This is a genomic window from Halogeometricum sp. S3BR5-2 (genome assembly GCF_031624635.1).
GTDB classification, from domain to species: Archaea; Halobacteriota; Halobacteria; order Halobacteriales; family Haloferacaceae; genus Halogeometricum; species Halogeometricum luteum.
In genome coordinates this window covers 713,377-737,326 of sequence record NZ_JAMQOQ010000002.1, presented here as the reverse complement: position 1 = coordinate 737,326, position 23,950 = coordinate 713,377, and the positions used below count along the sequence as shown (strand labels likewise).

Below are 23,950 nucleotides of genomic sequence, written 5' to 3'. Positions count from 1 at the left end.
CGGAGACGGTTCGGGGTCGCGTCCCGGTTCGCGGTCGGGGTCGCCGCTCGCATCCGTCGGGTCACCCGAGGGGGTCGTCCGTGACGACCAGGTCGCCGCGGTCGGATTTCGACTCTTCCAGTCCGCCCGGGGAGACGTCGAACTCGAAGACGCCCTTCGGGAGCGCGAGCGTCGAACACGCGTTCGGCACGTCGACGACGCCGCTCTGTCGCCCTTCGACGGGAACCGTGCCGAGCAGGTGGTAGGCCTGCTGGCCGGTGTAACCGAACTTCTTCAGGTAGTCGATGGCCTGCAGGCAGGCGCGGCGGTAGGCGACGTGCGAGTCGATGTAGTGCTGTTCGCCGTCCTCGGTGACCGAGTAGCCGCAGAAGGTCACGTAGTCCTCGAAGTGGGGGCCGCGGTGGCCGGGTTCGAAGATGGGGTGGTCGACGCCGTGTTTCTCCATGCCGCCCTTCACGAGGTCGAACTCCACGTCGACGTAGCCGGGCATCTCGATGGCGCCGCAGAACGTTATCTCGCCGTCGCCCTGCGAGGCGTGGAAGTCGCCGACGCCGAACTTCGCCCCCTCGACGTAGACGGGGAAGTACACCGTCGACCCGATGGAGAGGTCCTTGATGTCGTGGTTTCCGCCGTGTTCGCGCGGCGGCACCGTCCGCGCGGCCGTCTCGGCCGCCTCCTCGGCCACCTCGGGGTCCATCTCGCCCATCTGCGCGCCCTCCGTCGTCGGAAGGTTCGCCACGCCGGGTTCCTCCTCGCCGGTGGGGTGGTTGTGGATGGACTCGGGGTCCGCCTCGTGTCTCTCGACGAGGTTCCGTTCGCGCTCGTTCCACTCCTCCAATAGCTCCTCGCTCGGGGCGCATCCGGCCAGTCCGGGATGGATCTTCCCCTCGTAGCGCACGTCGGGAATATGGCGCGAGGAGACGGTGTAGCCGTCGATGTCCCAGACCGACTTGGCGGCGTCGGGGAAGTGGTCCGTCAGGAACCCTCCGCCGTTCTGTCGGGAGAACGTGCCGGTGAAGCCGAACTCGCACCGGTCGTTCAGCACCCCCATGTCGAGGAACTCGACCTTCAAGAGGTCGCCCGGTTCGGCGCCCTCGACGTGTACCGGACCGGCGAGGTAGTGGACCTGGCTCAGGTCCACGTCGCGCACGTCGTTGGCGTTGTCGTCGTCGGCTATCTGGCCGCCGGTCCAATCCAGCGCCTCCAACCGCATCGTCTCGCCGGGTTCGGCCTCGACGGCCGCCGGGATGTCCGGGTGCCAGCGGTTGAACGGGTTCGCGCCGGGTTGCTCGTCGGGCGGACTGTCGACGTCGACCTCGAATTTCACTTCTGGCATCGAAAGTATCTCCACGCTGGTTGACAGTTCGGACTCCGATAAGCGTTTTTCTAACTTAGTCCCACTCTCTCGAAAGACTGTTCGTGAATCTGCGCCGAGTTTTCTATATCTGTGTGGCAATTTCCGGGAATATATTGATAAACTCGAATCGAAGTAAACGACGTACCAAGCGCAGAGCACGGCGATTCCCGGCCGCGTCGCCCCGAGAATCACACGGGGGTGGGTCGTTCTGCGCTCCCGCCCAGGGGAGCGCGCTCACGGCGACAGCCGAGGTATCTGCCGCGCTCGCCGCCGATGCGAACCGGAAGAGGATGCCCGTACCGGAGGACGCAAGCGGGTGACAACTGACCCCACACTCGATAGATGTACGAACATTTGCTCACCGATGCGGTTCGGAACACCATGGACGGCGAGGGATACGGCGCGTGGCGGTCGATAACGGCACCCGACGCCGTGTCGCTCGTGTTCGGCTTTCCGTACCCCGAGTCGTTCCCGAACGAGGAGTTGGTCGCGGCCGCGCGCGCGGTGTTCGACGAGGAGGGAGACGTGGCCCTCCAGTACACGGGCGGGGAGTACGCGGGGGCCCTCGCGGACGTCGTCGCGGAACACGCCCGCGACAGGGGCGTCGACTGCGACCCCGGGGACGTGGTGCTGACGAACGGGTCGACGCGCGCCATCGACGCCGTCTGCCGGACGTTCCTCGAACCGGGCGACGGCGTGTTCGCGGAGGCGCCGACGTTCATGGGCGCGCTGAACCTCTTTCGCGGGTACGACGCCGCGGTCACGGGCCTGCCGACGGACGCCGACGGCCTCGACGTGGGCGCCCTCGAAACCGAACTCGCCGCGCGCCGCGCGGCGGGGCGTCCGGCCCCGAAACTGCTGTACACCATTCCGACGTTCCAGAACCCGACGGGCGCCACGATGCCGCTCGAACGGCGGCGGCGACTGCTCGAACTCGCCGCCGAGTACGACTTCGTCGTCCTCGAAGACGACGCCTACGGGGCGCTCAGGTACGACGGCGACCCGGTGCCGCCGCTGAAGGCACTGGACGAGGAGGGGCGCGTCGTCCGCGTCGGCACGTTCTCGAAGACCATCGCGCCCGGCGTCCGCACGGGGTGGGTCGTCGCCGAGGGGGAGATACGCGAACAGGTCGAGCGGATGAACCCCGGCGGGACGAACACGTTCACGCGGGGCGTCCTCGCCCGCTACTGCCGCGAGGGCCACTTCGAGCGGAACGTCGAGGCGTTCCGCGGGGAGTACGAGCGTCGCCGCGACCGGATGCTCGACGCCCTCGACGCGCACATGCCGCCGGAGGCGACGTGGACCGACCCCGACGGCGGCTTCTTCGTCTGGGTGACGCTCCCCGAGGGCCTCGACAGCGCGGCGCTCCTTCCGGAGGCGGCCGAGGAGGGGGTCCTCTACCTGCCGGGCGAGCACTTCTACCCCGACGGCGGGGACGAACGGGGAGAGCGCGGACTGCGACTCTCCTTCAGTTACGCCGCCCCGGACGAGATAGACCGCGGTATCGAGGGGCTGGCGCGGGCGTGCCAGCGGGTGCTGGACGCGCGGTGAACGAAGGGTCCGACGCGGCGGCCCGAACGTATACCCGCGCGGGTTCCGAGTCGCAGTCCATGACGGATACCGACGACTACGACCGGCGGACGCTCATCCGCGGCATCGGGACCGGCGCGCTGGGAATCGGACTCGCGGGCTGTGCGGCCCCCGGCGGAGAAGGCGAAGAGGGCGAAGGCGGAGAGGGCGGAGAAGGTGGCGAAGAGGGAGGAGAAGGCGGAGAAGACGAAGAAGGTGGAGAAGAGGGCGGCGAAGGCGGCGAGGAGGACGACGTCGAAGCGGGCGGGGAAGGTGGCGAAGGAGAGGACGGCGAGAGCGGCCGTCTCGGCGGACCGGCCGCCTCGACGCGGTAGCGTGCCTCCGACGAACCGGCCGCGTCCGACGCTCGAACCGCGGTCCGCCACCTCGCTTAACCGTCCGCTCCGCCTATCCGCCAGCGGATGAGCGAGTCGACGTTCGACCGCCGCACGGCGCTGAAGTCGCTCGCCGGGTTCGGCGTCGCGGCGGTCCTGTTGTACCTCTTCGGTCGGGTGCTCGGCTGGGACTCCATCCTCTCGGCGCTGTCGAAGGCGGACCCCGTCCCCGTCGCCCTCGCCTGCGGGAGTTCGCTCGTCGCGCTCACCGTCTGGACGAAGGGCTGGGACGTGGTGCTCTCGTCGCTCTCGGTGGAGGTTCCGTACCGCGACCTCGTCCCGACGTACTACGCCGCGACGTTCGCGGACTACGTGACGCCGTTCGGCAAGGCCGGCGGCGGCCCGTTCGTCGCCGCGGTGCTGTCGGCGGACCACGAGGTGAGTTACGAGGAGTCGCTGGCCAGCGTCGTCACCACCGACTCGCTGAACCTCCTTCCCTTCTTCACGTTCGCGGGCGCGGGCGTCGTGGTGCTCGGCGTCACCGGCAGCGTTCCGACGAACGTGCGCCCCCTGGTGTACGCGCTGGGCGCCGTCGCCGTGTGCGTTCCCCTGCTCGCCTACCTCGTCTGGCGGGTCCGCGGCCGGGCGACCCGGCTGATAACCCGCGTGCTGGACCCCCTCGCCGCGCGGGTGGAGTTCGTCGACGCCGGGAGCGTCGAAGAGCGGGTGACGCGGTTCTTCTCGCTCATCGGCGACCTGGGAGAGCGACGCTCGTGGGTGCTCGAAACCGTCGCGTTCGCCTACGTCGGATGGGTGTTCTTCGCCCTCCCCCTGTGGCTGGCCGGGCGGGCGATGGGCGTCGCCCTGCCGCTCCAACTGGTCGCGTTCATCGTCCCCGCGAGTTCGATGGCGAGTCTCGTCCCCACTCCCGGCGGCCTCGGCGGCGTCGAGGCGGCCGTGACGGGACTCCTCGTGACGCTTGCCGGCGTGCCGACGCCGACGGCCGCCGCAATCGCGCTCCTCTACCGCGTCGCCAGTTTCTGGTTCGTGATTCCGGTGGGCGGCGGCGCGACGCTGTGGCTCACTTATCGAAGCTAGATCTCGTCGTCGGGGTCGTGCTCGCTCGCCACTCGCTCGGCCTCCGCGGCGTAGCGCTCGCGCGTCTCGGGGTCGTCGACCGATTCGAGGTTGTCGGGGTCCACGTCGCGGGCGGCGGTGGCCGTCGAGGAGTCGACCACCTGCGCCGCGAGTTCCCGGCGGTACACTCGGTCGCCCTCCGGCGTCGCGTACGTGAGGATGATCAGGTCGCGGTCGTTGTAGTCCCGTTCGACGAACCAACAGCGGACGGTGTCTGCCATACCCGACAGTTCGCGAGCGAGCGGTTTCTACCCTGCGCCGACCGCGGCCCGCCGACTGCCGGTGGGCGAACTCTTTACCTCCCGTCCATGGTGTGGTGACTCATGGCAACCAGCGACGTCGGAGCGGTGAAGCGGAGGCTGTTCGAGGATATCGACGCCGAGGGCGAGCGGTTGCGGGCGCTCGCCCGCGACATCTGGGAGCACCCGGAGGTGGCGCTCCGGGAGTCCGAGTCGAGCGAACGGATTCAGTCCGTCCTCCGGGAGGAGGGCTTCGAGGTGGAGACGGGCGCCGGCGGCATCGACACGGCGTTCGTGGCGCGATATGGGGAAGAGGGTCCCGTCGTCGGCACGATGGGCGAGTACGACGCCCTGCCGGGGATGAGCCAGCGCGCGGCGGCCGAGCGCGACCCTATCGAACCGGGCGCGCCGGGTCACGGCTGCGGGCACAATCTCTTCGGCGTCGGCAGCCTCGGCGGCGCCCTCGCGGTCAAGCGCGCCATCGAGCGCGGCGACCTCTCGGGGTCGGTCGTCTTCTTCGGCACGCCCGCCGAGGAGGCCGGCGGCGGCAAGGTGTACATGGTCCGCGACGGCGCGTTCGACGACGTCGACGCCATCGTCTCCTGGCACCCCGGCTGGTACAACGCGCCGGGCAAGGGCTCCTGTCTCGCCAACGACGGCTTCGACTTCACCTTCCGCGGGGAGACGTCGCACGCGGCGGCCGCGCCCGAGTCCGGACGGTCGGCGCTCGACGCGGTCCAACTGATGAACACCGGCGTCGAGTACATGCGCGAGCACGTCCCCGACGCCGCGCGAATCCACTACGTCGTCCGCAACGGCGGGTCGGCGGCCAACGTCGTCCCCGGCGAGGCCAGCGTCGAGTACATCGTCCGCGCGCCCGAACGCGAGGAGGTCGAACGCATCTCCGAGTGGGTGCGCGACATCGCCGGCGCGGCGGCGACGATGACCCGGACGGACCTCGACGCGACGAAGACGGCGGGGATGTACGGCGTCCTCCCGAACCACCCCATCGCCGACGCCATCCGCGAGAACATGGACCTCGTCGACTTCCAGTTGGACGACGAGCAGGCGGCCTTCGCCGCCGAACTCCGCGAGACGCTCGGCGACGCGGAGGGCGCCCTTCGACAACTCCCGGAGTCCGAGCGCGAGGCCGCCCGCGAGTCGTCGATGTTCTCGACGCCCGTCGACGCCCCCGACGAGGGGCAGGTCGGCTCTTATTCGACGGACTCGGGCGACGTGTCGTGGAACGTCCCGCTCGGTCGGTTCACCGCGGCGACGTGGGTCGTCGGCACGCCCGCCCACTCCTGGCAGGCCGTCGCGGCCGGGAAGGACCTCGGCACCGTCGGCATGGCGTTCGCCGCGAAGACCATCGCGTCGACGCTCGCGGACCTGCTCGAAGACGACGCGTTGCGCGCGGCGGCCCGCGCGGAGTTCGAGGAGCGCTCGGCGGGTCACGAGTACGAGAGCCCGCTTCCCGAGGGCGCCGACCCGTACGAACTCGTGAGTCGCTGAGCGGCGCGTCGCGGTGTTCGCCCCGCCGGAAACCGCCCGAAACCGATGGACTGCTGGTAGCCGAACCGTTTTGGGTCGCAGTCTCCGACCCCGAATATGGACCTCTCTCTCGTCGACCTCTCTCCGGTCCCCGAAGGCGGTACCGCCGCCGACGCCTACGCGAACACCGTCGAGACGGCCAAGCGGGCCGAAGAACTGGGCTACTCGCGGTTCTGGGTGGCCGAGCACCACGGGATGGCGGGCACGCTCGCCGGGACGACGCCCGAGGTGCTCCTCGGCCGACTCGCCGGCGCGACCAACTCGATTCGCCTCGGCACCGGCGCCGTCCTCCTGAACCACTACAGCCCGTTCAAGGTCGCCGAGGCGTTCGGCTCGCTGGACGGCCTCGCCCCCGGCCGCATCGACGCCGGACTGGGGCGGGCGAACGGGTCGCCGGCCGCCGACAGCGCCCTCGGCACCGAACGGCACGTCGAGGACCCCGACGGCGACCACCGCGAGAAGATAGAGGCGGTGGTCAGCCACCTCTACGACGAGTACCCCGAGACGCACGCCTACGCCGACCTGGAGATTCCGCGCTCGGGGGCCGAGACGCCGGCGCCGTGGGCGCTCGGGTCGAGTCCCTCCAGCGCGGCCATCGCGGGCGAACTCGGCCTTCCCTACTGCTTCGCGGCGTTCATCCGCCCGCAGTTCGCCGCCCACGCCGTCGCGGAGTACCGCGAGCAGTTCGAAGCCTCGGAGTCGGCCGGCGGCCTCGACGAACCGCACGTGATGGTCGCGCTGAACGCCGTCTGCGCGGAGACCGACGAGGAGGCGGCGCGGCGCCGCGCGGTGGCCGAGGCGTCGTACAAGCGGATGCGGCGCGGCGAGGTGGGCACCAGACCCTCCGTCGAGGAGTCAATCGAGGAACTCGGCGGCGTCCCCGACCCCACCCCCGAGACGCTGGGCGGGGACGAGTGGCCCCGCGCCATCTCGGGGAGCCCCGAGATGCTGTCCGGCCTCCTTGACCAACTCGCGGAACGCGTCGGCGCTGACGAGATGATGATACAGCAGGTGGTCGCGGAGCACGACCACGCGCTGGAATCCCACGAACTGTTGGCGGAGGCCGTCGGACTCGACGGCCGGTAGAGGCGGCGCGCCGTCGCGGCACTCGGTACCTACTTCTCGGCGACCGTCCCACGGAAAACATGAACCCCGAAGCGATTCTGGCCGACAGCGCCGTCGAACTCGCGCCGGACGACTACGCCGTCGTCGCGACCGAACGCCCGGTTTCGGGGGCCTTCGCCACCGTCGACGACGGGCGGGAGGTGACGCAGGTGCTTCGGGAGGAGCGACTGGACGAAGTGGAGACGCTGGCGGCCGAACCCGGGTGGGCGCTGCTCACGTTCGACGCCACCCTGCCGTTCGAGTTGGTGGGCTTTCTCGCGCGGGTGGCTTCGACGCTGGCCGAGGAGGATATCCCCGTCTTCGCGCTCTCGGCGTACTCCACCGACCACGTGCTCGTCCGACGGGCGGACGCCGAGTCCGCGCTCGCGGCGCTCTCGGACCTCGGTTGCGCGGTTCGGCGGCCGTAGACACGTGCTCGACCCGTCCGCTCCGAAGCGAGATTGCGTATCGCGTCATAGCATATATTATCCTCGTCGAGCGGTTCGCTCGGCGTCGTCCGAACCAGTATCTTCAACTGTACCCCACGCAGAACAGCGAGTATGAGCCTGGAGATGGAACGCGACTGCCCCGAGTGCGACAGCAACGAGTTCTGGAAGACGGCGTACATGGAGATTCACCTCGGGAAGAAGACGAAGTGGCGCTGTAGCGACTGCGGGTTCGGTTTCATCCAGATAGACGGCGACATCAGCACGGCGTAGGCTCGGCTGTTCTCTCTCTTCGCGCTTCGTTCGAGCGGCGGCCAAAAAGAGCGCTCGCGCGGCCGCTACTCCTCGCTCTCGTCGTCCAGCGCCCGCCACGACAGGCGCGGTTCGCGCGCGGCGGTCACCTGGTCGATGCGCCGCGCCGTCGTCTTCGAGGGCGCGTTCTCCAACTCCTCGTCGGAGTCGGCCATCGCGGCGTCGAACGCGCGCGCCAAGTCGTCCAGCGAGTCGCGGTTCTCCACCTCCGTCGGTTCCGTGAGCATCGCCTCGGGGACGAACTCGGGCCACTTCGTCGTCGGCGGGTGGACGCCGTAGTCGAGCATCCGCTTGGCCACGTCGGCGGCGTCCCTGTCGCCGGCGGTGGCGGCGAACTCGTGGTGGAACGGGTCGTACGGCACCTCGTAGTCTATCTGCGAGGCGAGGTAGTTCGCGTTCAGCACGGCCTTCGCGGAGGCGTCCGTCAGTCCCTCGTCGCCGAGGCGGGCGATGTAGGCGTACGCCTTCACGAGGACGAGCCAGTTGCCCTGGTAGCCGTGGACTTTGCCGATCGACTCCTCGGGGTCGAACAGTTCGTAGTTGCCGCCCTTCTCGCGGACCCGCGGACTCGGGAGGTAGGGGGCGAGTTCCTCGACGACGCCGACGGGGCCGGCGCCCGGACCGCCGCCGCCGTGGGGCGTGGCGAACGTCTTGTGCACGTTGTAGTGCATGATGTCGAAGCCCATATCGCCCGGACGACCGCGTCCGAGCAGGGCGTTGAGGTTCGCCCCGTCGTAGTAGAGCAGACCGCCCACGTCGTGGACCATCTCCGCGATGTCGACGATGTCGCGTTCGAACAGGCCCACGGTGTTCGGATTCGTGAGCATCAGCGCCGCCGTGTCGTCCGAGAGGGCGGCGTCGAGGGCGTCCACGTCGACGCGGCCGTCCTCGTCGCTCGGGAGTTCCACCACGTCGTACCCCGCCATCGCAGCCGACGCGAAGTTCGTCCCGTGCGCGGAGGCGGGGACGACGACTTCGTTTCGGTCGTTGCCGTTGGCCTCGTGGTACGCCTTCGCCACGAGGATGCCCGCGAACTCGCCGGCGGCGCCGGCGGGCGGTTGCAGCGTCACGGCGTCCATCCCGCCGATGCGCGCGAGGTAGTCCTGCAGGTCGCAGAGGAGTTCGAGCGACCCCTGCACGCTCCGGGCGGAGCGGTCGGGGTGGACCGCCGCGTTCGGGTCGGCGGCGACGTCCTCGGTGAACGAGGGGTTGTACTTCATCGTGCAGGACCCGAGCGGGTACGGCCCGCTCTCGACGCTCCAGTTCATCTGCGAGAGGCGCGTGTAGTGGCGGGCGAGTTCGGGTTCCGAGAGGTCCGGCAGTTCCACCGAGTCGCGCGTCAACTCGGCCGGCAGCGGCGAGTCCTCTTCGTCTATCTCGACGCGCGCGGCGTTCTTCTCTGCGAGCAGCGGTTCGTACTGGTCGTCGCGCGAGTAGCGCGCTTGGTCGTAATCCATGGGTTCAGAGCACCTCCTCGAACGCGGCGACCAACTCGTCGGTCTTCGCGGCGGTCGACTCGGTGACGCACACCTGTAGTTCGTGTTCTCCGACGACGTGGACGGCGAAGCCCTCCCTCTCCAGGTCGGCGGCGATGGCCTCGGCGGGTTGGTCGGTGTGCGCGACGAACTCGCGGAAGTGGTGTCGGTCGTGGACGGGGGCTTTGACGCCCTTCAGGTCGCTCAACTCCGCCGCGAGCGACTCGGCGTCGGTGACGCAGCGCTTCGCCAACTCGACGAGTCCGTCGGGGCCGAGGTACGCGACGTGCATCGCCGTCCGGAGGGCGACCCACGCCTGGTTCGTGCAGATGTTCGAGGTGGCGCGCTCCTTGCGGATGTGCTGCTCCCGCGTCTGCAGCGTCAACGTGTAGGCGCGCTTGCCGCCGGCGTCCTCGCTCGCGCCGACGAGTCGCCCCGGCACCTGCCGGAGGAACGACTCGCGGGTGGCGAACAGTCCGAGGCCCATCCCGTACGAGGTGGGCATCCCGAGGGCGTCCGCCTCGCCGACGACGACGTCGGCGCCGACGCTCGCGGGTTCCTCGAGGAGTCCGAGCGCCACGATGTCGGTTCCGAGACAGAACAGCGCGTCGGCCTCGTCGGCTAGCTCTCCTATCTCAGAGAGTCGTTCCTCGATTGCGCCGCGGACCGTCGGGTTCTCGGCGTACACCATCGAGGCGTCTTCGCCGACCGCGTCCCCGAGAGCGTCCACGTCGACGTTGCCGTCGTCCATCGGGTACGTCTCGACGGCGAGGTCCGTCCCGGCGACGTAGTTGTCGAGGACGCTCCGCTTGCCGGCGTGGAGCGTCTCCGGGACCAAGATGCGGTCGCCGGAGACGCGGCGGACCCGGTTCGAGAGGCGCGCCGCCTCCGCCAGCGCCGTCGCGGCGTCGTACATCGAGCAGTTGGCCACCGGGAGGCCGGTGAGTTCGACCAGCAACGACTGGTACTCGAACAGGGCCTGCAGGAACCCCTGCGTTATCTCCGGTTGGTACTGCGTGTAGGAGGTGAGAAACTCCGAGCGGCGCGAGATGTCGTCGACGAGGGCCGGCACGTAGTGCCCGTGGTGGCCGCGGCCGAGGAACTCTGTGAGGTCCCGATTCTTCGCGAACGTCCTCGACAGTTCCGCCCGCAGTTCCCGTTCTCCGCGAGCGTCGATGTCGAACTCGCCGTCGAATCGCACCTCCTCGGGGATGTCGAACAGCGACTCCTCGTCGTCGACGCCGACGGCGTCGAGCATCGCCGCCGTCTCCGCGTCGGTGTGGGGTGCGTAGGGGCTTCCGCGCGTCATTCGGTCTGGCCGCGGTACTCCTCGGGCGAGAGCAGTCCGTCGAACTCGTCGGGGTCCGACACCTCGACTTCGAGCATCCACCCCTCGCCGTAGGGGTCCTCGTTGACGAGTTCGGGGCGGTCGAACAGTTCCTCGTTCACGTCGACCACCGTGCCCGAGACGGGCGCGTAGAGGTCGGAGACGGCCTTGATGGACTCGACGACGCCGAACTCCTCGCCTTTCGTCACCTCGTCGCCCTCCGCGGGGAGTTCGACGAAGACGACGTCGCCCAGTTCGTCCTGCGCGAAGTCGGAGATGCCGACGGTGGCCGTCTCGCCGTCGGTGGTTGCGTACTCGTGCGATTCCAGGTACTTTCGGTCTTCGGGTACATCGAACATTGTTAATCCTCCAGGAAGGGCGTGCTGACTACCTTCGCGCGCTTCTCCTGCTCTCGGACGGCGACGCGCAGGCGCGTGCCGGGGTCGGCGTGCTCGACGGGGACGTAGCCGAGCGCTATCGGTTCGTTCAGGGTGGGGCTCATCGTTCCGCTGGTGACGTGGCCGACGACGTGTCCGTCGTCGTCGACGACGTCGTAACCGTGCCGGGCGACGCCGCGGTCGAGCAGTTTCAGCCCGACGAACTTCTCGTCGACGCCCTCCTCGTAGACGGCTTCGAGGGCGTCGCGGCCGACGAACTCGGTATCGAGTTTCACCGCGAAGCCGACGCCGGCCTCGTAGGGGTTTCGAGGCTCCGTCTCGGGGTCGAAGTCCTGCCCGGAGAGCAGGAATCCCATCTCGATTCGGAGGGTGTCGCGCGCGCCGAGGCCACAGGGCGTGCAGTCGTGGTCGTCGACGAACGCGTTCCACACCGTCTCAGCCTCGTCCCACGGACAGAGTATCTCGAAGCCGTCCTCGCCGGTGTAACCGGTGCGAGCGACCCACGACCGGGCGCCGACGACGTCGGCGTAGCGGGCCTCGAACTTCGAGAGGTCGGAGACGCCGTCGGCCGCGGCGGCGACGGCGTCCGCGGCGTCTGGACCCTGCACAGCGAACATCGCCCACTCCTCGGTGACGTCGTCCACGCGCGCGTCCAGCCCCCACTCCTCGCGGTGGGCGGTCCAGCGGTCGTGCATCTCGGCGTCGTGACCGGCGTTCGGGACGAACAGGTAGCGCTCCGTCTCCTCGTCGGGGAGGCGATAGACGACGGTGTCGTCCAGAATCGTTCCCTCCTCGTTCGTTATCATCGCGTACTGCGAGTCGCCGGGAGCGAGGCGCGTCACGTCGTTCGTGGTGAGTCGCTGCATCAGCGTCGCCGCGTCCGGTCCGGACACCTCCACCTCGCCCATGTGCGAGACGTCGAAGATGCCGACCGATTCGCGGACGGCCGCGTGCTCTGTCCGAATCGAGTCGAACTCGACCGGCATGTCCCACCCACCGAACTCCGTGAACTTGGCGTCACGGGCCGCGTGAGCCTCGCGCAACGGCGGTTTGCGAAGGGCCATATCTCCGAGTTGGTTCGGGCGAAGTAATGCTTTGGTATGTCGGTTCGGGATTCCGCATCGCGAGCGAGCGACACGATAAATCCCATGGTGCGATAGCAAACCGCCTCCGTGGCGCCGTTCGAACCGTGTAACTCCGACGCGACGACTAACAGGCGCTTCGGAGCGCCGGTCGGTGCTCGGTCGTCCGCCCTTCGCTCCCGTCACCCGGTTCGACCGGCGATAGCCGCCGGAACGACGGCGTCGACCGGGTCGAAGCCACCCGTCGACCGCCCGACGCGGGGAAGTTCGACGGCGAAGACGCTCCCGTTCGGTCCCGTCTCGCGGAGTTCGACCGCTCCGTCGTACCGTTCGGCCAGCGTCCGGACCAAGTAGAGCCCGAGGCCGTGGTTGCTCGACCGGACGTCCCCCTCGAATATCGAGTCGCGTTTGGCTTCGGGTACGCCCGGCCCGTCGTCCGCTATCGACACGACGGCCGTCTCGTCCGTCGTCTCGACCGATACGGAGACGACGGGGCTGTCGCCGTCGTGGTGGTCGACGGCGTTGTGCAGAAGGTTCGAGAACACGCGCGGAAGGAGGCTGTCGGCCCGCACGAACACGTCGTCGGAGACGGCCGTCCGGACGTCCGCCTCCGGATTCCGCGCCCGCAGTTCGGCGACTCGGTCGGCAAGCACCGTAGAGAGGTTCTGAACTTCGAGTTCCTCGGGTTCCTCGGTGGCTTCCAACAGCACCCGCACGTCGTCGATGACCTCGGTGAGGTTGCGACTCTGCCGGCGGATGATTTCGAGTCGGTCCGCGGCGAGTCCGTCGGGGCCCTCGTCGATGAGCAGTTCGCTGTAGCCCTCGATGACGTTGGCGGTGTTCAACACCTCGTGGCGGAGGAGGCTGTTGAGGTAGCCGAGCCACCGGCGCTGGGATTCGACGTACTCGGTGTGCGCGATTTCGCGTTCGGCGGCGCGGGCACGTCGGACCGTCCGCGCCTCGATACCGCCGACGAGGAGTCCCCCCACCGCCCCGAAGATGGCCGTTCCGCGGGCCCACCCGAGGTTGGCTCTGAGCCCCTCCGCCGGCCAGACGGCGATCATCACGAGGTTGAGCGAGAGGAAGGCGACGAGTCCGCCGACGCACCACCGGACGACGCGCCGGTACTGGTCGGGTTCGACGTCGCTCCGCGCGAGCCAGTAGCCGCCGTAGCTGATTCCGAGCGCCGGGACCCCGTTGAGCAGGAGCGCCAAGGCGTACTCGGTCGTCAGATGCTCCATCGGTCGGAGCACCTCCATCAGCGCCCACTCGCCGACGATAGTGAGGACGAACAGACAGCCCAGTCCGACGAGTAACCGCGGCCCGCCCCCCGTCGCCTCCTCCCCGCGTGTGTCGTGTCTCATGCGTGACCGTTCTCCGTGCCCCTCCGACGGCCCCCCACGTCCGCCGTCCGAAGGTCACTCGCGACCGTCATTACAGTAGTATTTGATTTCTCCTTTATTATAGTATCTGTGAAGTACTAGATAGTTATCATCGTAGGACACAGTAAATAGTATCGACAAATCACGTCCCCTGAACTAGGTTTATACCGGCGGCGGCCGAATAAGTTACTATGATAGTAGCAAATTCTCCCAACCGAGCCGCCCGGGCCGACGACCGCGACCGCCGAACGGCCACCTTCGCCGACATGGACCGTCTGATGCGAAGCATCTGATCCGCTGAAAATCTCTCTTTCGGGGGTTCTCGACCCGAGAAACGGTTTTGTCCTTTCGTATCCATCTAGACGGCTGAGCGTCGCTGGCCCGTCCGCCCCGCGGGCGCGGCCGCCGGCGCGTTCCAATCATGAGCGACAAGCCACACCAGAATCTGGCCATCATCGGACACGTCGACCACGGGAAATCGACCCTCGTCGGCCGACTCCTGTTCGAGACGGGGAGCGTCCCCGAGCACATCATCGAACAGCACCGCGAGGAGGCCGCAGAGAAGGGTAAATCGGGGTTCGAGTTCGCCTACGTCATGGACAACCTCGCCGAGGAGCGAGAGCGCGGGGTGACCATCGACATCGCCCACCAGCGCTTCGACACGGACAAGTACTACTTCACCATCGTGGACACGCCCGGTCACCGCGACTTCGTGAAGAACATGATCACGGGTGCTTCGCAGGCCGACCACGCCATCCTCGTCGTCGCCGCCGACGACGGCGTCGCACCCCAGACCCGCGAGCACGTCTTCCTGGCCCGCACGCTGGGCATCGAGACGCTCATCATCGCCATCAACAAGATGGACACCGTCGGCTACGGCGAGGACTCCTACAAGGAGATCAAATCCGAGGTACAGGACCTGCTGAAGCAAGTGCGCTTCGACACGGACGACGCCCGCTTCATCCCCATCTCGGCGTTCGAGGGCGACAACATCGCCGAGCGCTCGGGGAACATGGACTGGTTCGACGGCCCCACGGTGCTCGAGGCCCTCGACAACCTCCCGGCGCCGTCGCCGCCGACGGACGCCCCCCTGCGCATCCCGATTCAGGACGTCTACACCATCTCGGGCATCGGGACCGTCCCCGTCGGCCGCGTCGAGACGGGAACGCTCAACGTCGGGGACAACGTTTCCTTCCAGCCTTCGGACGTCTCCGGCGAGGTGAAGACCATCGAGATGCACCACGAGGAGGTCGACAGCGCCGGCCCCGGCGACAACATCGGGTTCAACGTCCGCGGCGTCGGCAAGGACGACATCCGCCGCGGCGACGTGGCGGGTCCCGCCGACGCGCCGCCCTCGGTCGCCGAGACGTTCCAGGCCCAAATCGTCGTGATGCAGCATCCGTCGGTCATCACCGCGGGGTACACGCCCGTCATCCACGCGCACACCGCGCAGGTGGCCTGCACGTTCGAGTCCATCGACAAGAAACTCGACCCGAAATCCGGCGAGGTCGCCGAGGAGAACCCCGACTTCATCAAGGCCGGCGACGCCGCCGTCGTCACCCTGCGCCCGCAGAAACCGCTGGTGCTGGAACCCTCCTCGGAGATTCCGGAACTCGGTTCGTTCGCCATCCGCGACATGGGTCAGACCATCGCGGCCGGCAAGGTGCTCGAAGTCCACGGGCGGTGACGGACTCCTTTTTTTCGACGCCGCGGTCCGCGAGCGACGCGTCCGCGGCGTGCGCCAGGGCCACAGTCACGCCGACCCCGCGGCGGTCGTCGCCGTCGAGAGCGTCGCGTTCACGACGAAGCCGAGCATGAGCACGACGGCGGCGAGGTAGAGGCTCGAGAGCACGAGTAGGACGACGCTGAGCACGCCGAAGACCGCGTACGCGGCCGCGTTCGCGATGTAGAACCGGACGGCGGCGAGCAGGGTCGTCCACCCGAGAGCGGCGGTGACGGCGCCGGGGAGCGCCGCCGTCGGCGAGGGGAGTTCGCTCGTCGGAACGTAGTACAGGGGGAGGAGGACGACGGAGAGCGCGACGAAGAGGGAGCCGAGGCCGGCCGCCGCGGGCACGACGCTGGGCAACAGGACGAAGAGCGCGCTCGCGGCGACGACCGACCCGACGCTCAGACCGACCGAAACGAGGATGGTGACCGCGTCGCCGAGTCGGCCGCTCGGCGACTCGTGCGCGGAGTCCTCGACGCGGGCGACCACCGTCTCGAAGCCGGCGGTGACGTTCGCCGCACTCCAGACGAGGACGACGACGGCGAACAGCGTCGCGCCCGCTTTCCCGGCGGAGTTCGACAGCGCCCGCGACACCAACCGCTGGGCCCCGGGGGTGAGAAACTGCGCCGTCGCCTCGCGGACCGGTTCGACGACCGGTCTCCCGACGACCACCAGCAGCAGCACCAACACCGGGAGCAGCGAGGCGAACGCGTAGTACGCCAGCGCCGCCGCCGGGTACTGCACCCGGTGCTCGTAGGACGCCTCGACGACGGTCCGCACCGTCTCGACGGCGGTGTCGGGTCGCGGCACGTCGGCCCTAACGGGAGCGGACTGAAAACGCTGTGTGGCCGTCGTCGGCGCCGGCTAGCCGCTTCGGGTTTCGCGTCGCTGGCGCGGGGTCGCGGCGTGTCAGAGCGAATCGGCTCACGGGGTCGCAGAACGGAAACGAGGGAGCGAACGCACCAGGCGGGATGTGCACGCTCCCTCGAAGCGTATCGGGAGGGACGGTTGATACAGACTAACGTGGAACGTCGGCGGACGTCCCGGTGGCGGTACGACGGGGACCACTCGTAGTTGGATTCGGCTCGTTCGGTTCCTCCGTGTTCTCACCCACCTGCGGCCGCATCTTCGGCCGCGTCGTTTCGGAGATACACGCCGTCCGCGCGCCACCCGTTACCTCGGGCGCCGGCGCGCGTCAACTCCATCGTGACGGGCGCTCCCGTCGGGAGTCCGGCGAGTCGCTCGCGGAGTCCCTCGTGGGCGTACTCGACCACGTGGTAGGTCGCGTTCGTCTCGTGGGTCCGCAGGGTCAACGCGCCGTGGGCGTTCATCTCACCGACGACGGTGAACGTTTCACCAGTCTTTGCTACACTCATTCTTACTTCATCCACTTGTGGGCGGAATAGATAGATAAATCTAGCCCATAAGGAGTATAAGGTGTACATACGGGGCTAGAAAACCCGGCACGCCGTCCGTTCGTCCCGTCGGTCGCGGGGCGGGCGGACGAGCGTCGAATCCTCCTCGGCGAACCAGCGGGGTTATTCGGGTCCGGGCGAAACGGACGCGCATGGACCGCTCGCGACGGGACTCCGCGGCCGACGACGCCGCCGAAGCCGCAACAGGGGGGGACGCCGGGGGCGCCGGCGACGCAGCAGACGCCGCCCGCACCGACACCGATACCGACATCGACGCCGACGCCGACGGCCGCACCGACGACGGCGTCCGCGCCGGGAGCGACGCGCGCGTCGCCCTGTTCGTGGACGGCCCGAACGTCCTCCGCGAGGAGTTCGACGTCGACTTGGACGACCTGCGCGAGGCGGCCGCCGCCTTCGGCCGCCCCGCGGCCACGCGCCTCTACCTCGACGAACACGCCACGCCGGGACTGATTCAGGCCGCCGAGGCGCGCGGGTTCGAGGTGGTCGTCACCAGCGGCGACGTGGACGTCCGCCTCGCCGTCGACCTGACGCGCTTCGCCGTCGAGGGCCGCGCGGACGTCGTCGCCGTCGCCTCCCGCGACACGGACTTCAAGCCCGCCGTCGAGACGGCCAACGCCTACGGCCTGCGCACCGTGGCCATCGCGCCCGGCGCGTTCGGCCGGTCGGACGCCCTGCGGAACGCCGCGACGGAGAGCGTCACCCTCGGCGACGACGAGGAGGGGCCGTCGATGGTCGGCTACGACGGGTAACGGGGGAGGGCAGTCGGGGTCGTTCGGTCCGGTCGGTCACGGACCGGGGGCGACCAACCTTTTACTCGAACCGTCCGACCCCGACGTATGGAAGACCTGGGTACGCCGGTCCTCGACGACCACCTGCACTTGAATCCGACGCACGGTCGGGGTATCGACGCCGTCCGCGACTTCGCGCGCCTCGGCGGCACGCACTTGCTCGTCGTGAACCGCCCGTCGTGGCACTTCGGCATCGAGGCCAGCGAGCGAGCGGACTTCCGACCCGTCTTCGAGGAGACCTTGGAGGTCGTCGACGAGGCGACGGCGGAACTGCCGGGCCGCGCGTGGCCCGTCCTCGGCGTCCACCCCGGTCTCGTCTCCCGCCTCGTCGACGAACGCGACCTCTCGCCGGCCGAGGCCCGCGACGTGATGCGCTCGGGATTGGACCTCGCGGCCGAGTACGTCCGCGAGGGCGACGCGCTGGGTCTGAAGTCGGGACGGCCGCACTACGACGTGGACGACGAGGTCTGGGAGGCGTCGAACGACGTGATGCGGCACGCGTTCGACCTCGGCGCCGAACTGGACTGCGCCGTCCAACTGCACACCGAGTCGACGGAGGACCTCTCGGAGGTCGCCGACTGGGCCGCCGAGGCGGGGATGGAGCCCGAAAAGGTCGTGAAACACTACGCCGCGGGGCGACTCGAGGGGCCGACGCCGAGCGTGATGAGCGAGAAAGACCGGCTCGAAACCGCGGCCGAGCGGGGAGAGCCGTTCCTGATGGAGACGGACTTCGTCGACGACGCCGACCGGCCGGGCGCGGTGCTCGGCCCGAAGACGGTGCCGCGGCGGGTGCGGTGGATGCTGGAGGAGGGATGGGACGACGCCGTGGAGACGGCGCACGTCGAGACGCCGCGGGCCGTGTACGACATCGACACGCGGGGGACGCTGGAGCGGTGACGGTCGCGGCGGTCGGTCGCCGTCCCCGGTCCCGAAGTGCTCTCGCGTCCCGTGACGCGCGGAGACGGCCGATTCGGCGGCCTCGCCGCCCGTATTCGCCGCGGGCGTCCGGTCCACGGCCCCCGCGGATATAGGAAAGGCATTTGAACGCCCACCGGGATGAATGAGACATGACCGAGGCCGAGGAGACCTACTACACGAGAGAGCGTTGGCAGAACTGGATTTCGCGCGTCGAAGAGGAAGAACTCGACCCGGAGAACGAGGACTCCGCCCGACTCCTCTTGAACCTACAGGACGACGCCGCCATCGCGGTGGCGAAGATCGTCTCCGCCTACGAGGAGGGGACGCTCTCGGAGGACGAGGCCCTCGAGGAGATAGAGGGCGTCCGCGAGATCGTCCTCTCGGAACCGGAGTTCGAGGGCGACGACGTCGAGGAGAAGGTGATGCTCATCGACGGCGTCCAGACGAGTCTCGTCTGCGTCTTCTACGCCGCCGAGGAGTACATCGTCGCCGGCCCCGCCGAGGAGGCCCCCCTCGAAGAGTACGTGCAGGTGGCCGCCGAGGCCGAACAGGAGGAGGACCTGGACGCCGCCCTCGGCTACCTCGTGCAGGCGGGCACGCGCATCATCGAGGGCGACGAACTCGACATGTCCGTCGCCGAAGAGATCGAGTACGGCCTCGTCTCCGAGTGGCTCAACGGCCTCGATAGCCTCCAGAGCGCCATGAGCGACCCCGAAGTCGTCGAAGAAGAAGACGACTGAGGTAGACGGACGCCCCTCGCCGGGCCTCGCACACCCGCGCCTCTCGTCGGTCTCCTCGGAGGAATACTTTTATCTGACAGTCACACAATCCGATGTATGGACTTTCGGGGGGACGACCGGGGGGTCACCGTTCAGATCGGAGCGGTGCTGTTGCTCGGGTTCCTCGTCGTCTCGCTGTCGATGTATCAGGCGACGGTGGTCCCGCAGGAGAACGAAGAGGTGGAGTTCCGGCACAACCAGCGCGCGGTGAGCGACATGCAGGAGGTCCGCAACGGAATCCTTCGGACGGCGGCGACCGGGTCGTCGGCGCCCACGGCAGTCGAACTCGGCACGCAGTACCCCGCGCGGACGGTGTTCGTCAACCCGGCGCCGCCGGGCGGAACGCTCTCGACGTCGCCGCTCGGGAACGTCACGATTCGGAACGCGAAGGCCGACGACCCGCGGACGCGGGACGCCGACTTCCCGGAGACGGACGATTTCTGGAACGGTGACGCGCACGCGTACGCGACGAAGGCGCTCTCGTACAGTCCGTCGTACGCCCGGTACCGGAACGCCCCGACGACCGTCTACGAGAACGGCGTGCTCTACAACCGGTTCGGGGAGAACGACACCATCGCCGTCACCGACCAGTCGCTCGTCGCCGGACGCCGAATCTCGCTCGTGACACTGTCGGGCGACCTCTCCCGCGGCGGGACGGGGACGCTCTCGGTATCCCCGCGGGCGGTGAGTCAGTCCACGCGGACGGTGACCGTCGCGCGGGACGACTCCCGGGCGGGCAACGTCTCCATCCTCCTCTCGACGCGCTTGGACGCCGACGCGTGGCGGTCGCTCCTCGAGGAGTCGGGTCAGTACGACGGGACGGGCGACGAATCGAACGAGCGGTACGTCCACGCGGTGAACGACGCCGGGCCGGACGCCGTCGAACTCGTTTTCGAGCGGAACGCGACCTATCAGTTGCGGCTCTCGAACGTCGCCGTCGGCGCGAACGCGGGCGACACCGAACCCGCGTATCTGACGAGCGTCGACGGAATAGAGTTCCCCTACGAGGGGCAGAAAGAGTCGTTCGTCGTCGAGGTCCGCGACCGATACAACAACCCCGTAGGGTCGCAGGTGGAGGCGGCCGCCGCCCGCGGGACCGTCCCCAACGGAACCGTCGAGGAAGCCGGCCGCTACCGCTACGTGTACGAAGCCCCCGACGCGAGCGGTTCCGATACGGTGAACGTGACCGTCCCCGCGTTGTCCGATTCGGCGTTCGACCCCTCGGACCCCGAGGACCTCCGGTACGATGTCGCAGTGCAGACCGTCAACGGAGGGGACGACGGGAGCGACGACGGCCCGTCGGAGACGTCCGCCATCGACTTGACGGTCGGACCGGTCAACGACAACAGCGACTCCGCGAAGCTCACCGTGAGCGCCCAAGCCACCGCGCAGGACGCGGACGGCGACGACGACCTCGAACGGATGACCTTCGAACTCGTCGACGGCGACGGACAGGTGCTGCGGAGCAAGAGCTACAACCTCAACGGCGACTCCGTGACGCGCAACGTCAACTTCAACAACGTCGAACGGGGGACGAATCCGCACACGTTCCGCGTCACCGCCGTCGACGCCGACGGGAACGTGCAGGAGGACGAGCGGACGGTTGGGTAAGGACCGTGTTCCGACGGGAGCTATCCGATGTGATATTTTGTAAGAAAGTTTCTCGTACCGAACGGCCGAGAGACGAACAATGACATCCGGTTTCGACGGGAGAGGACAGGCGGAGGCCGTCGGCGTCGTCCTCCTCCTCGGTGTCGTCGTCCTCGGCGTCAGCGCGTTCGGCGCCTTCTATCTGAGCGACGCCTACGGGGGAAGCGGCGGGGCGACCGGCGCGTCGGTGAACGTCGTCGGCGACGTCTCGCGCGACCGAGTCTCGCTCTCACACGCCGGCGGTCGGTCGGTTCCGACCCAGGGCCTCCGCGTCGTGGTCTACAACGGGTCCGGGCGGACCGAACTGGCGTTCCCCCCGGCGCACCTGACGGGCGGCGACGGCGACGGGACGTTCGATTCCGGAGAGCGCTGGCGCCTCGACTGGAACCAGTCCGCCGACGAGGAACTCCGCGTGGACCTCGTCGACACCGACGCCGGCGCCGTGCTGTTCAGTCGGACGGTCGCCGTCGCGTCGGCGCCGACGCCGGCGCCCGCCAACCCCGCCCGCGGCGAGACGCCCACCGCGACGCCCGAGGCGACCGACCCGCCCTCTGCCGTCGCGCGCGGCGGGACCGTCGAGGGACGGGCGGGCGAGACGCTGACGCTCGACGGGTCGGGGACGACCGCCTCGGGGTCGCCGACCTACGAGTGGCGCGTCGTCGACGGCGCGGGTCTCCCCTCGGACGCCGCGCGCATCGTCGACGACGACGAGTCGACGCCGAACGCCACCTTCGAGATACGGCAGAACGTCACCGGCGAGAATCGCTCGGTGACGGTCGAACTCGTCGTCTCCGAGGGGTCGGGAACCGGCAGCGACGCAGCGACCGTCGAGGTCAAGAAGGTCAACCGCCCGCCCGTCGCCGTCGCGAGCGTCAACGGCGGGGCCGACGACCGCAACGGTCGCGGGGACCGACGCTGGTCGCTGTCCGCCGGCGCCTCCGCGTCTGGCGGCGTTTTCGAACCGTCCGCCGGGTTCGGGCCGGGCGACGGACGCTCGGGAACCCGGTCGCTCCTCCTCGACTCCTCGGGGGACAGACCGACGATGGGCGGGAGGGTCGCGGTGATGGAACTCGACGGGTCCGGGAGCTACGACCCCGACGGCGACGAACTGACCTACCGCTGGGAGGTCGTCGACGCCGGCGGACTGGGCGACGCGCTCGAACTGAGCGACGAGAGCGCGGTCCGGCCGGTGCTCGGACTCTCGCGGCTCCTCGACGAGGACCGGACGGTGACGGTCCGACTGACGGTCACCGACGACGACGGGGCGACCGACACCGACACCGTGGACGTCGGCGTCCCCGCCGACGACGCGGGCGGCTCTCAGAACGGGTGGAGCTGGTGGGGGTGGCTGGAGTGGTTCCTCCGTCTCCTGTTCGGGTAGCCCGTCCGGGCGGCGTCGCCGGAGCGCTCTCTGAAATTCGACAGCTGACGTAACACCTCATCGACAAACCCATATGGCCGGGCTCCGGAGTGAAGAACCATGACAGCCGTCGGCATCGACGCCATCGAGATATGGACGGGCAAGCTCAGACTCGACCTGCCGAACACGTTCGCGCCGGAGATGGGCGAGGACCCCGAGAAGTACACGAAGGGACTCGGCCTCGAGTCGTCGTCGTTCCCGGACACCTACGAGGACATCGTCACGATGGGCGCGAACGCGGCCAAGCGCCTGATGGACCGAAGGGGGCTGACGCCCGACGACATCGGCCGCATCGACGTGGCCACCGAGTCCGCGTTCGACAACTCCAAGCCCGTCTCGACGTACATCGCGGGCTGTCTCGAACAGGTGTACGACGGCGACTTCCACCACGCGAACAAGGGCGAACGGAAGTTCGCCTGCCTCGCCGGCACGCAGAGCATCGACGACGCCTACAACTGGATCAAGGCGGGTCGCCACCGCGGGCGCGCCGCCCTCGTCATCGCCACCGACACCGCCCTGTACGAACGCGGCGACCCCGGCGAGGCGACGCAGGGCGCCGGCGCCGTCGCGATGCTCATCACGGAGGACCCCTCCATCGTCGAACTCTCGACCGAACAGGGCTACGGCAGCGCCGACGAGACGGACTTCCTGAAGCCGAACCAGCAGTTCCCGAGCGTCGACGGCAAGCGCTCGGTGCAGGTGTACCTCGCGCGCATGCGCGAGGCGCTCGAAGACTACGAGTCCGTCTCGGGCGACACGCACCCCGACGACTTCGAGTACATCCCGTTCCACACGCCGTTCCCGGGGATGGTCCGCAAGGCCGCCGTCCTCGGCTACCGCCACATGACGCGCGACACCGAGGTGGAGGAGGAACTCGCCGAGGAGATAGGGATGCAACCCCGCGAGGAGGCGTACGACTCCCGGGAGGACTACGAGGAGGCCATCCGCGCCTACATGGACGAACTGAAGGACACCGACCGCTACCGCGAGTGGTACGGCCGCGCCATCGAACCCACGCTCGGAATCTCGCGCAGCGTCGGCAACTGGTACACCGGGTCGGTCCACATCGCCCGCCTCGCGGCGCTCCGAGACGCCCTCGAACGCGGCAAAGACATGACCGGCAAGAAGTTGCTCGTCGGGTCGTACGGTTCCGGCGCGCAGGCCGAGATTCACGCCGAGACGGTCGTCGAGGGCTGGGAGGACCACGTCGATGCCATCGAGGTGGACGACCAACTCGCCCGCCGCTACGACATCACCTACGACGAGTACGAACTCGTCCACGACGTCCACAACCACGACAAAGAGACCGACGTCGACCGATTCAGCCCCCCCGAGTCGGAGTTCGTCTTCACCGGATGGGGCCGGATGAACGAGCGACGCTACGACTACGTGGAGTAGCGGAACCCGTCGGCCCCGGGTGGTTTCCCGTTCGCACCTCCGTCGGTGCCGTCGCCCGCCGGCGACTTCGGCGCGTGAAGCTCCCCCGATTGCTTTTGTATATCACGGTTCTACACGACCA

23 protein-coding genes are annotated in these 23,950 nt (G+C 68.7%); 14 read left to right on the top strand and 9 right to left on the bottom strand.

Going from position 1 to position 23,950, the window contains the following annotated elements; genetic code table 11:
- Positions 1 to 61: 61 nt before the first annotated feature.
- On the bottom strand, positions 62 to 1,336 hold the full coding sequence (fmdA, locus tag NDI79_RS10300; RefSeq protein ID WP_310928381.1) for a formamidase: 1,275 nt from the start codon (positions 1,334 to 1,336) through the stop codon (positions 62 to 64).
- 402 nt (positions 1,337 to 1,738) lie between these two features.
- Between fmdA and NDI79_RS10295 the strand changes: the two genes are divergently transcribed.
- From NDI79_RS10295 to NDI79_RS10285, 3 genes are all read left to right on the top strand, one after another.
- Positions 1,739 to 2,908 (top strand): aminotransferase-like domain-containing protein, encoded by a 1,170-nt coding sequence (locus tag NDI79_RS10295; RefSeq protein ID WP_310928380.1) that lies wholly within the window; start codon positions 1,739 to 1,741, stop codon positions 2,906 to 2,908.
- Positions 2,909 to 2,967: 59 nt separating this feature from the next.
- On the top strand, positions 2,968 to 3,261 hold the full coding sequence (locus NDI79_RS10290) for a hypothetical protein (RefSeq protein ID WP_310928379.1): 294 nt from the start codon (positions 2,968 to 2,970) through the stop codon (positions 3,259 to 3,261).
- Between the two features lie 87 nt (positions 3,262 to 3,348).
- Positions 3,349 to 4,359, top strand: a complete 1,011-nt coding sequence (locus tag NDI79_RS10285; RefSeq protein WP_310928378.1) for a lysylphosphatidylglycerol synthase transmembrane domain-containing protein — start codon at positions 3,349 to 3,351, stop codon at positions 4,357 to 4,359.
- Here NDI79_RS10285 and NDI79_RS10280 read toward each other — a convergent pair.
- Positions 4,356 to 4,619: a DUF7967 family protein gene (locus tag NDI79_RS10280; protein WP_310928377.1), complete on the bottom strand. Its 264-nt coding sequence runs from the start codon at positions 4,617 to 4,619 to the stop codon at positions 4,356 to 4,358. The two genes, NDI79_RS10285 and NDI79_RS10280, sit on opposite strands and share 4 nt — an antisense overlap.
- A gap of 102 nt (positions 4,620 to 4,721) precedes the next feature.
- Between NDI79_RS10280 and NDI79_RS10275 the strand changes: the two genes are divergently transcribed.
- The 4 genes from NDI79_RS10275 (at position 4,722) to NDI79_RS10260 (ending at position 8,011) form a co-directional block, all read left to right on the top strand.
- Complete coding sequence (locus tag NDI79_RS10275) at positions 4,722 to 6,149, top strand: amidohydrolase (RefSeq protein WP_310928376.1); 1,428 nt, start codon at positions 4,722 to 4,724, stop codon at positions 6,147 to 6,149.
- Between the two features lie 96 nt (positions 6,150 to 6,245).
- On the top strand, positions 6,246 to 7,274 hold the full coding sequence (locus NDI79_RS10270) for an LLM class flavin-dependent oxidoreductase (RefSeq protein ID WP_310928375.1): 1,029 nt from the start codon (positions 6,246 to 6,248) through the stop codon (positions 7,272 to 7,274).
- A gap of 59 nt (positions 7,275 to 7,333) precedes the next feature.
- Positions 7,334 to 7,720 (top strand): ACT domain-containing protein, encoded by a 387-nt coding sequence (locus NDI79_RS10265; RefSeq protein WP_310928374.1) that lies wholly within the window; start codon positions 7,334 to 7,336, stop codon positions 7,718 to 7,720.
- A gap of 132 nt (positions 7,721 to 7,852) precedes the next feature.
- Entirely contained in the window at positions 7,853 to 8,011 is a 159-nt protein-coding gene (locus NDI79_RS10260; protein ID WP_310928373.1) for a DUF7838 family putative zinc beta-ribbon protein, read from the top strand.
- A 65-nt stretch (positions 8,012 to 8,076) separates the two neighbouring features.
- Here NDI79_RS10260 and gcvPB read toward each other — a convergent pair whose 3' ends face one another.
- The 5 genes from gcvPB to NDI79_RS10235 form a co-directional block, all read right to left on the bottom strand.
- Entirely contained in the window at positions 8,077 to 9,507 is a 1,431-nt protein-coding gene (gene gcvPB / locus NDI79_RS10255) for an aminomethyl-transferring glycine dehydrogenase subunit GcvPB (RefSeq protein ID WP_310928372.1), read from the bottom strand.
- Between the two features lie 4 nt (positions 9,508 to 9,511).
- Positions 9,512 to 10,834, bottom strand: coding sequence for an aminomethyl-transferring glycine dehydrogenase subunit GcvPA (gene gcvPA, locus NDI79_RS10250; RefSeq protein WP_310928371.1), 1,323 nt, complete (start codon positions 10,832 to 10,834; stop codon positions 9,512 to 9,514).
- On the bottom strand, positions 10,831 to 11,211 hold the full coding sequence (gene gcvH / locus NDI79_RS10245; RefSeq protein ID WP_310928370.1) for a glycine cleavage system protein GcvH: 381 nt from the start codon (positions 11,209 to 11,211) through the stop codon (positions 10,831 to 10,833). The genes gcvPA and gcvH overlap by 4 nt, the downstream gene beginning before the upstream one ends.
- Positions 11,212 to 11,213: 2 nt before the next feature.
- Positions 11,214 to 12,314, bottom strand: coding sequence for a glycine cleavage system aminomethyltransferase GcvT (gene gcvT, locus NDI79_RS10240; protein WP_310928369.1), 1,101 nt, complete (start codon positions 12,312 to 12,314; stop codon positions 11,214 to 11,216).
- A 200-nt stretch (positions 12,315 to 12,514) separates the two neighbouring features.
- Positions 12,515 to 13,696 (bottom strand): ATP-binding protein, encoded by a 1,182-nt coding sequence (locus NDI79_RS10235; protein WP_310928368.1) that lies wholly within the window; start codon positions 13,694 to 13,696, stop codon positions 12,515 to 12,517.
- A gap of 439 nt (positions 13,697 to 14,135) precedes the next feature.
- On the opposite strand from NDI79_RS10235, the gene tuf reads away from it, so the two are divergent.
- Positions 14,136 to 15,401, top strand: coding sequence for a translation elongation factor EF-1 subunit alpha (gene tuf / locus NDI79_RS10230; RefSeq protein WP_310928367.1), 1,266 nt, complete (start codon positions 14,136 to 14,138; stop codon positions 15,399 to 15,401).
- Positions 15,402 to 15,467: 66 nt separating this feature from the next.
- Here tuf and NDI79_RS10225 read toward each other — a convergent pair whose 3' ends face one another.
- Together NDI79_RS10225 and NDI79_RS10220 are read right to left on the bottom strand one after the other, a co-directional pair.
- On the bottom strand, positions 15,468 to 16,250 hold the full coding sequence (locus tag NDI79_RS10225; protein WP_310928366.1) for a YhjD/YihY/BrkB family envelope integrity protein: 783 nt from the start codon (positions 16,248 to 16,250) through the stop codon (positions 15,468 to 15,470).
- A 296-nt stretch (positions 16,251 to 16,546) separates the two neighbouring features.
- Positions 16,547 to 16,816 (bottom strand): DUF7999 family protein, encoded by a 270-nt coding sequence (locus NDI79_RS10220; protein ID WP_425499593.1) that lies wholly within the window; start codon positions 16,814 to 16,816, stop codon positions 16,547 to 16,549.
- A gap of 191 nt (positions 16,817 to 17,007) precedes the next feature.
- On the opposite strand from NDI79_RS10220, the gene NDI79_RS10215 reads away from it, so the two are divergent.
- The 6 genes from NDI79_RS10215 (at position 17,008) to hmgB (ending at position 23,829) form a co-directional block, all read left to right on the top strand.
- The gene (locus tag NDI79_RS10215) at positions 17,008 to 17,625 is read left to right on the top strand and encodes an NYN domain-containing protein (RefSeq protein ID WP_310928365.1); all 618 of its coding nucleotides are present in this window, start codon (positions 17,008 to 17,010) and stop codon (positions 17,623 to 17,625) included.
- Between the two features lie 87 nt (positions 17,626 to 17,712).
- On the top strand, positions 17,713 to 18,561 hold the full coding sequence (locus tag NDI79_RS10210; RefSeq protein ID WP_310928364.1) for a TatD family hydrolase: 849 nt from the start codon (positions 17,713 to 17,715) through the stop codon (positions 18,559 to 18,561).
- Positions 18,562 to 18,731: 170 nt separating this feature from the next.
- Positions 18,732 to 19,322, top strand: coding sequence for a DUF2150 family protein (locus NDI79_RS10205; protein WP_310928363.1), 591 nt, complete (start codon positions 18,732 to 18,734; stop codon positions 19,320 to 19,322).
- Positions 19,323 to 19,418: 96 nt separating this feature from the next.
- On the top strand, positions 19,419 to 20,972 hold the full coding sequence (locus tag NDI79_RS10200) for a hypothetical protein (protein ID WP_310928362.1): 1,554 nt from the start codon (positions 19,419 to 19,421) through the stop codon (positions 20,970 to 20,972).
- Between the two features lie 79 nt (positions 20,973 to 21,051).
- The gene (locus tag NDI79_RS10195; protein ID WP_310928361.1) at positions 21,052 to 22,392 is read left to right on the top strand and encodes a PKD domain-containing protein; all 1,341 of its coding nucleotides are present in this window, start codon (positions 21,052 to 21,054) and stop codon (positions 22,390 to 22,392) included.
- A gap of 99 nt (positions 22,393 to 22,491) precedes the next feature.
- Positions 22,492 to 23,829 (top strand): hydroxymethylglutaryl-CoA synthase, encoded by a 1,338-nt coding sequence (hmgB, locus tag NDI79_RS10190; RefSeq protein ID WP_310928360.1) that lies wholly within the window; start codon positions 22,492 to 22,494, stop codon positions 23,827 to 23,829.
- Positions 23,830 to 23,950: the final 121 nt, after the last annotated feature.